The organism is Streptomyces calidiresistens, assembly GCF_014141525.1.
GTDB classification, from domain to species: Bacteria; Actinomycetota; Actinomycetes; order Streptomycetales; family Streptomycetaceae; genus Streptomyces; species Streptomyces calidiresistens.
Genome location: NZ_VKHS01000255.1, coordinates 1 through 6,582, shown reverse-complemented (window position 1 = coordinate 6,582; position 6,582 = coordinate 1). Strand labels below are relative to the sequence as shown.

General features: G+C 76.0%; 6 protein-coding genes. 4 read left to right on the top strand and 2 right to left on the bottom strand.

The features are described from left to right. The first annotated feature begins 117 nt into the window (after positions 1-117). From FOE67_RS12550 to FOE67_RS12540, 3 genes are read left to right on the top strand one after another with little or no spacing between them, the layout of a single operon-like run. A complete protein-coding gene (locus tag FOE67_RS12550) occupies positions 118-1,926 on the top strand; it encodes a DUF885 domain-containing protein (RefSeq protein WP_182663608.1) in 1,809 nt (602 codons plus the stop codon). Continuing rightward, positions 1,923-2,576, top strand: coding sequence for a hypothetical protein (locus tag FOE67_RS12545; RefSeq protein ID WP_182663606.1), 654 nt, complete (start codon positions 1,923-1,925; stop codon positions 2,574-2,576). The genes FOE67_RS12550 and FOE67_RS12545 overlap by 4 nt, the downstream gene beginning before the upstream one ends. 4 nt (positions 2,577-2,580) lie before the next feature. After that, entirely contained in the window at positions 2,581-3,534 is a 954-nt protein-coding gene (locus FOE67_RS12540; protein WP_182663604.1) for an aminotransferase class IV, read from the top strand. Positions 3,535-3,679: 145 nt separating this feature from the next. Here FOE67_RS12540 and FOE67_RS12535 read toward each other — a convergent pair whose 3' ends face one another. Further along, positions 3,680-4,339, bottom strand: coding sequence for a TetR/AcrR family transcriptional regulator (locus FOE67_RS12535; protein WP_182663602.1), 660 nt, complete (start codon positions 4,337-4,339; stop codon positions 3,680-3,682). 156 nt (positions 4,340-4,495) lie between these two features. On the opposite strand from FOE67_RS12535, the gene FOE67_RS12530 reads away from it, so the two are divergent. Next, entirely contained in the window at positions 4,496-5,743 is a 1,248-nt protein-coding gene (locus FOE67_RS12530; RefSeq protein WP_182663600.1) for an acyl-CoA dehydrogenase family protein, read from the top strand. Between the two features lie 89 nt (positions 5,744-5,832). Here FOE67_RS12530 and FOE67_RS12525 read toward each other — a convergent pair. Beyond that, a partial coding sequence (locus tag FOE67_RS12525; RefSeq protein WP_182663599.1) for an oxidoreductase occupies positions 5,833-6,582 on the bottom strand: 750 nt, incomplete at its 5' end.

The window sequence follows — 6,582 nt, the reverse complement described above, 5'->3', positions numbered from 1 at the left end:
CTGTGTATAAGAGACACCTGTTCACCCTCCCCGAGCCCGCCCCTCCCGCCGGCGGATGATCCGAAGGGGCCGGGAAACCGCTTCCCGCCCCGCCCGGGGTCCACCAGGATGGGGCCCATGGCTCCCCAGAACCCCACCGGAACGTCCGCCACGAGCACCCCGTCCGGCCTGCCCGGCGCCCCCGGCACCACCGGGGACGCGGGCACCACCCCCCGCCTGATCGCCGACCGGTACGTCGAGACCCACGCCGACCTCGACCCCGCCGCCGCCCTGATGATGGGCATCCGCCCCGGCAGCGACCTGCTGCCGGACTTCTCCCCGGAGGGGTGCGAGGCCCGGGCCGTCGCCGCCCGCGACACCCTCGCCGAACTCGACGCCCTCGTCCCCGAGACGGCCGTCGCCGACCTTCCCGACGTCGAGCGTCGGGCCGCCCGCCTGCTGCGCGAACGTCTCGGCTCCGACCTGGACCGCCACGAGGCCGGTGAGGAACTGGCCTTCGTCGCCCCGCTGATGTCGCCGGTGCAGCGGGTGCGGATGATGCTCGACCTCACCCCGCGCGGGGACACCGAGGAGTGGGCCGTCCTCGCCCGCCGACTGCGCCGCATGCCCGCCTGCCTGGAGGGGTACCGGCAGGCCCTGACCGCCGGCCGGGAACGGGGATTGCGGGCCGCGCCCCGCCAGGTCGAGGCGGTCGCCGACCAGCTCGCCGACGCCCTGGACACCCGCTGGTACCACTCCCTGGTCGCCGAGGCGGACACCCTGCCGAACGGGGGCGCCCCCGCCGCCCTGCGCGCCGACCTCGCGGAGGCCGCCGACACGGCCGCCTCCGCCGCCGCCGCGCTCCGCGACCACCTGCGCGAGGAGTACCTCCCGGCCGTCGCCGACGTCCCCGACGCCGTGGGCGAGGAGCGGTACCTGCTCGGCGCCCGCCGCTGGACCGGCGCCGACCTCGACCTCGACGACGCCTACGCCTACGGCTGGGAGGAGTACCGACGCCTGCGGTCCGAGATGATCGAGGCCGCCGGCGCGGTCCTGCCCGGCGCCGACCCGGCCTCCGCGATGGACCACCTCAACCGGCACGGTCGCGCGATCGAGGGCGTGGAGGAGATCCGCGTCTGGCTCCAGGAGTTCATGGACCGCACCATCGCCGAGGTGGACGGCACCCACTTCGACCTGCCGGAGCCGGTGCGCCGGGTGGAGTCGATGATCGCGCCGCCCGGTTCGGCCGCCGCGCCCTACTACACCGCGCCCTCCCTGGACTTCTCCCGCCCCGGACGCACCTGGCTGCCCACCATGGGCGAGACCCGCTTCCCGCTGTGGAGCCTGGTCAGCACCTGGTACCACGAGGGCGTCCCCGGCCACCACCTCCAGTTGGCCCAGTGGACCCACCTCGCCGACCGGCTCTCCCGGTACCAGACCGGCCTCGGCAAGATCAGCGCCTCCACCGAGGGGTGGGCCCTGTACGCGGAGCGGCTGGCCGACGAACTCGGCCTGCTCACCGACCCCGGCGACCGCCTCGGCTACCTCTCCGAGCAGATGCTGCGTGCCATGCGGGTGATCATCGACATCGGGATGCACACCGGGCGCCGGATCCCCGAGGGCGTGCCGCAGCCGGGTCCCGGCGGCCCCGAGCTGCGCGCCGGGGACGCCTGGACGCCGGAGCTCGCGCACGCCTTCGTCTCCGCGTACAGCGGGATGGAGGCGAAGTACATCACCTCCGAGATCACCCGCTACCTGGGTGGCCCCGGCCAGGCGATCAGCTACAAGCTGGGCGAGCGGGCCTGGCTGGCCGGGCGCGAGGCGGCCCGGGCGGCGCACGCGGCGCGCGGCGCGGAGTTCGACCTCAAGGCGTGGCACACGGCGGCCCTGGCGCTGGGCTCCCTGGGCCTGGACGACCTCGCCGACGAGTTGGCCGTCCTGCCGTGACGCCCGGCGGCCCGACCGCGGACCCGCCCTCCGCGCCCGGCACCTCCCCGGCGGCCGGCCCGGACGCCGGGGCCGGGGACGGGACGGTCGTGATGGACGAGCGGCTGCGGATGGTGCCCGCCGACCCCGCGGCGTACCGGGCCGCCCACGCGCGTGCCGAGGCCGCCCTCGCGGCGGCCCGTGCCGGGGGCGGCCCGGTGGGATTCGCGCCGCTGCGCCGGGTGGGGGTCGGCCGGCTGGTGCTGGGCGACCCCGCCGGCGCCCGGGGCCCGCTCGCCGAGGCCGTCCGGTGCGCCGACACCCCGCGCCGGCGGGTCGCGGCCCTGGTCAACCTCGCCGACGCCCACCGCTACGACGACGGGGGACCCCACCGGGGGCCCACCGGCGGAGCCCCCGGCCGGGCCCGGGCGCTGTCGCTGTACCGGCGGGCGCTGCGCCTGGCCCGCCGGGCCTGCCCCGAGCTGGAGCACTTCGCCCTCCAGCACCTCGGCAAGCACCACCTGGACGCGGACGAGCCGGACCGGGCCCGGCCGCTGCTCCTGGCGGCGCTGCGGGCCCGCCGGGAGCTGGGCGACGCGGAGCTGATCGCCTCCACCGAGGCGGCGCTCGCCCGCTGCGGCGGTCCGCCGGCCGCACCCGGGGCAGACTGACCGGATGACGCAGCCGCACGGGGCGCCCGGGGTTCCCGGCACGCCCGCAGAGCCCGACGCCGGCGGCGCGGACCGGCCCGCGCCCCTGCCGCCGCCCGCCCTGCTGGACGGCCGGGCCGTCGAGCCGGAGGAACTGCGGGCCCTGGCCCTGACCGGCTACGGCCACTTCACCACCCTGCGGGTGGAGGACGGCCGGGTGCGCGGCCTGGATCTGCACCTGGAGCGGCTGACCCGGGACGGGCGCGCGCTGTTCGGCACGGCTCCCGACCCGGGATGGGTGCGGGAGCTGCTGCGGCGGTCCCTCGCCCTGTACCCGGGGGCGACGGGCGGGGAGCCGCCGGCGGTCACCGCGCGGATCACCGTCTTCGACCCGGCCCTGGACATCGCCCGCCCGGAGACCGCCGGCCGACCCGCCGTGCTGGTCACCCTGCGTCCGGTCCCCGCCGCCGGGGAGGCGCCCGCCGCGCTGCGGTTGCGCACGGTCCGCTGTGTCCGCGAGCTGCCGGAGATCAAGCACACCGCCCTGCTGGGGGCCCTGCACCGACGGCGGGAGGTCCGTCGCGCGGGCTGGGACGACGCGCTGTTCGTGGACGCCGCCGGGCTGATCGCCGAGGGGCCCACCTGGAACATCGGCCTGTGCGTGACCGATCCCGGCCCGGCCGGGGGCCGGGCCGGCGCGGCCCGGGTGGTGTGGCCGCGCGCCGCCGCCCTGCCGGGGGTCACCGCGGCGCTGCTGCGGGAGCGGTGTCGCGTCGGGGGCGATCACGCGCACGTCCCGGTGCGCCGTGACGCGCTGCCCCGGGTGGCGGGCGGGGTGGTGCGGGCGGCGTTCGTGACCAACGCGGCGGTGGGGGTGCGGCCGGTCGCGGCCGTGGACGACCTCGACCTGGACCCGGCGCATCCGTTGATCGGGGAGTTGGCGGAGCGGTACCGGGCCCTGCCGGGCGACGTGGTCTGACGGGCCGGGCCCGGGGCCCCGGCACCCCGGGTGTCGGGCGCGGTGACCGGAGTGCCGGCGAGGGCGAGGGGCGGGGGCCGGAGTCGGGCCGCGCCGGACGCGCGGACCGTCCCACCCGCCCGGGCGGGTGGGGGAAGCCGCCGGCTCAGCGGCGTCCGGGCGGGGTCCACACCTCGCCGCCGAGCACCTGCCGCATCCCGATCCACACCATGTTCATCATGCGCAGCGCGGTGTCCTCGGCGGAGCGGCGCGGGTGACGCTCCATCCAGTCGGTGAGGGAGTCGGCGGCGCCGACCAGGGCGTGGCCCACGAACTCGGCGTCCTCCCCGCCGAGTCGGGTGGCCGGCGTGCCGGGTTCGCCGACCAGTGAGATGCCGTCGCGCACCAGTCGCGTCACCTCGGTCATGATGGCCCGGCGGGCGCGGTCGATCTCCCCGGCCACCGCCTCGCCGACATCGGCGGCGTGCCGGTGCAACACCACCCAGCCGTCCCGGTGGTCGGTGACGAAGCGGAAGAACGCCTCCAGCCCCGCCCACAGCCGGGCCTCGGGGGTGTCGCCGGTGTGCGCGGCCTCCCGGAGCGTGGTGACCAGGCGTTCGGACTCGCGGCGGACGCAGGCGATGAACACCGCCTCCTTGGAGCCCAGATAGAGGTAGACCATGGGCTTGCTGATCCCGGCCCGTTCGCAGATCTCGTCCACGGCGGCGGCGTGGTAGCCGCGTTGGGAGAACACCTCCAGCGCCGCGTCGACGATCTGCTCCTCACGGACCGCGCGTGGGAGACGGCGCCTGGGTTTCTCCGTCACCCTTGCACCCTATCCGCAGGGCATTTAGTGTGATCGGCCGGTGAACCTACCGGCCGGTTAAACAAGAGATCCGGCGTTGTCCCCGGCTCCACGCGTTCGCCCGGCCGTCGTGTCGGGGCCGCACCCCCACCGGCCCCGGCACGAAGGACTTCCGGCATGAGCGGTTTCGGCCTCGACCTCGACGACGACCAGCGCACCCTGCGCGACTGGGTGCGCGGTTTCGCCGAGGAGGTCGTCCGCCCGGCCGCCGCCGAGTGGGACGAACGCGAGGAAACCCCCTGGCCCGTCATCCGGGAGGCGGCCCGTATCGGCCTCTACGGCTTCGAGTCCCTCGCCTCGATGCACGGCGACCCCACCGGCCTCTCCCTGCAGATCGCGAACGAGGAACTGTTCCGGGGCGACGCCGGGATCGGCATGTCCCTCTTCGGCACCTCGTTGGCCGTCGCCGGGATCTTCTCCGCGGGCACCCCCGACCAACTCGGCGAGTGGATCCCGCAGTGCTTCGGCGACGCCGCCGACCCGGCCGTGGCCGCCTTCTGCGTCTCGGAGCCGGAGGCCGGCTCCGACGTCTCCGCCCTGCGCACCCGGGCCCGGTGGGACGAGGCGCGGGACGAGTGGGTCCTCGACGGGCAGAAGGCGTGGATCACCAACGGCGGGATCGCCCGGGTGCACGTCGTCGTCGCCTCGGTGGACCCCGAACTCGGCGCCCGGGGGCAGGCCGCCTTCGTCGTCCCGCCCGACACGCCGGGCCTGGTCGGCGGCCCGAGGATCAAAAAGCTCGGGCTGCGCGCCTCGCACACCGCCGACGTCTTCCTCGACGGCGTGCGGGTCCCCGGCTCCTGTCTGCTCGGCGGGAAGGAGAAGCTGGACGCCCGCCTCGCCCGGGCCCGCGAGCGGCTGCGCTCGGGGGAGGCGAACGGCGGGAAGGGCGGGGGAGCCCGTCGCCAGGACGCCATGGCCACCTTCGAGCTCAGCCGCCCCACCGTCGCCGCCCAGGCCCTCGGCATCGCCCGCGCCGCGCACGAGTACGCCATGGAGTACGCCGACGGCCGGATCGCCTTCGGCCGGCCGATCATCGAGAACCAGGCGATCGCCTTCGCCCTGGCCGACCTGCGCACCGAGATCGACGCCGTGCGGTTGCTGATCTGGCGCGCCGCCTGGATGGGCGCCACCGGCAAGCCGTTCGACGCCGCCCAGGGCTCCATGTCCAAGCTGCGCGCCGGGGAACTGGCCGTCGCCGCCACCGAGAAGGCGATCCAGATCCTCGGCGGCGCCGGCTACAGCCGTGAGCACCCGGTGGAGCGGATGTACCGGGACGCGAAGATCTACACGATCTTCGAGGGGACCAGCGAGATCCAGCGGCTGGTCATCGCCCGGGCCGTCACCGGCCGCCACATCCGCTGAGCGTCGCATCCGCCGGCCGCCACATCCGACCGCCGTATCCGCCGGCCACCGCCCCGGTGTCGGGGCGGCGGCCGGGCGGACCGCCGGGCTCAGGTGAGGCGGGTGAGGTCGTCCCGGGTGAAGGGGCGCACCTCGGCGGTCCGCCCGGTGCGGATCTTCTCCGCCCACTCCGGGTCGGTGAGCAGGGCGCGACCCACCGCGATCAGGTCGAACTCGTCCTCGTCGAGGCGCTCGACGAGCTGTTCGATCCCCGTGGGGCGGGCCCCTCCGCCGGTGAAGGCGGTGGTGAACACCTCGTCCAGGCCGACCGAGCCCACCGAGATGACGGGCAGGCCGGTCAACTTCTTCACCCATCCGGCCAGGTTGAGGCGGGATCCCTCGAACTCGGGCTCCCAGTACCGCCGGGTGGAGGCGTGCACGGCGTCCACGCCCGCCTCGACCAGCGGGGCGAGGATCGACTCCAGCTCCGCAGGGGAGTGGGCGAGCCGGGCCGTGTAGTCGACGGCCTTCCACTGCGAGATCCGCAGCACCACCGGGAAGTCGGGCGAGGTGGCCTCCCGGACCGCGGCGATGACCTCGGTCGCGAACCGGGTGCGGGCCACCGGGTCGCCGCCGTAGGCATCGGTGCGCCGGTTGGTGCCCTCCCACAGGAAGCTGTCGATCAGGTAGCCGTGCGCGCCGTGCAGTTCCACGCCGTCGAAGCCCAGCCGGCGCGCTGTCGCGGCGGCCTCGGCGAAGGCGGTGACCACGGCCTCGATGTCCCCGGTGGTGGGGACGGGACCGGCCTCGCCGATCGGGGTGCCGTCGGGGCCGAGCCCGGAGGGGGTGAACACGGGGGC

Coding starts and splice junctions, on each gene's coding strand:
- FOE67_RS12550 (WP_182663608.1), top strand. CDS start 118: ATGGCTCCCCAGAACCCCACCGGAACGTCCGCCACGAGCACCCCGTCC.
- FOE67_RS12540 (WP_182663604.1), top strand. CDS start 2,581: ATGACGCAGCCGCACGGGGCGCCCGGGGTTCCCGGCACGCCCGCAGAG.
- FOE67_RS12530 (WP_182663600.1), top strand. CDS start 4,496: ATGAGCGGTTTCGGCCTCGACCTCGACGACGACCAGCGCACCCTGCGC.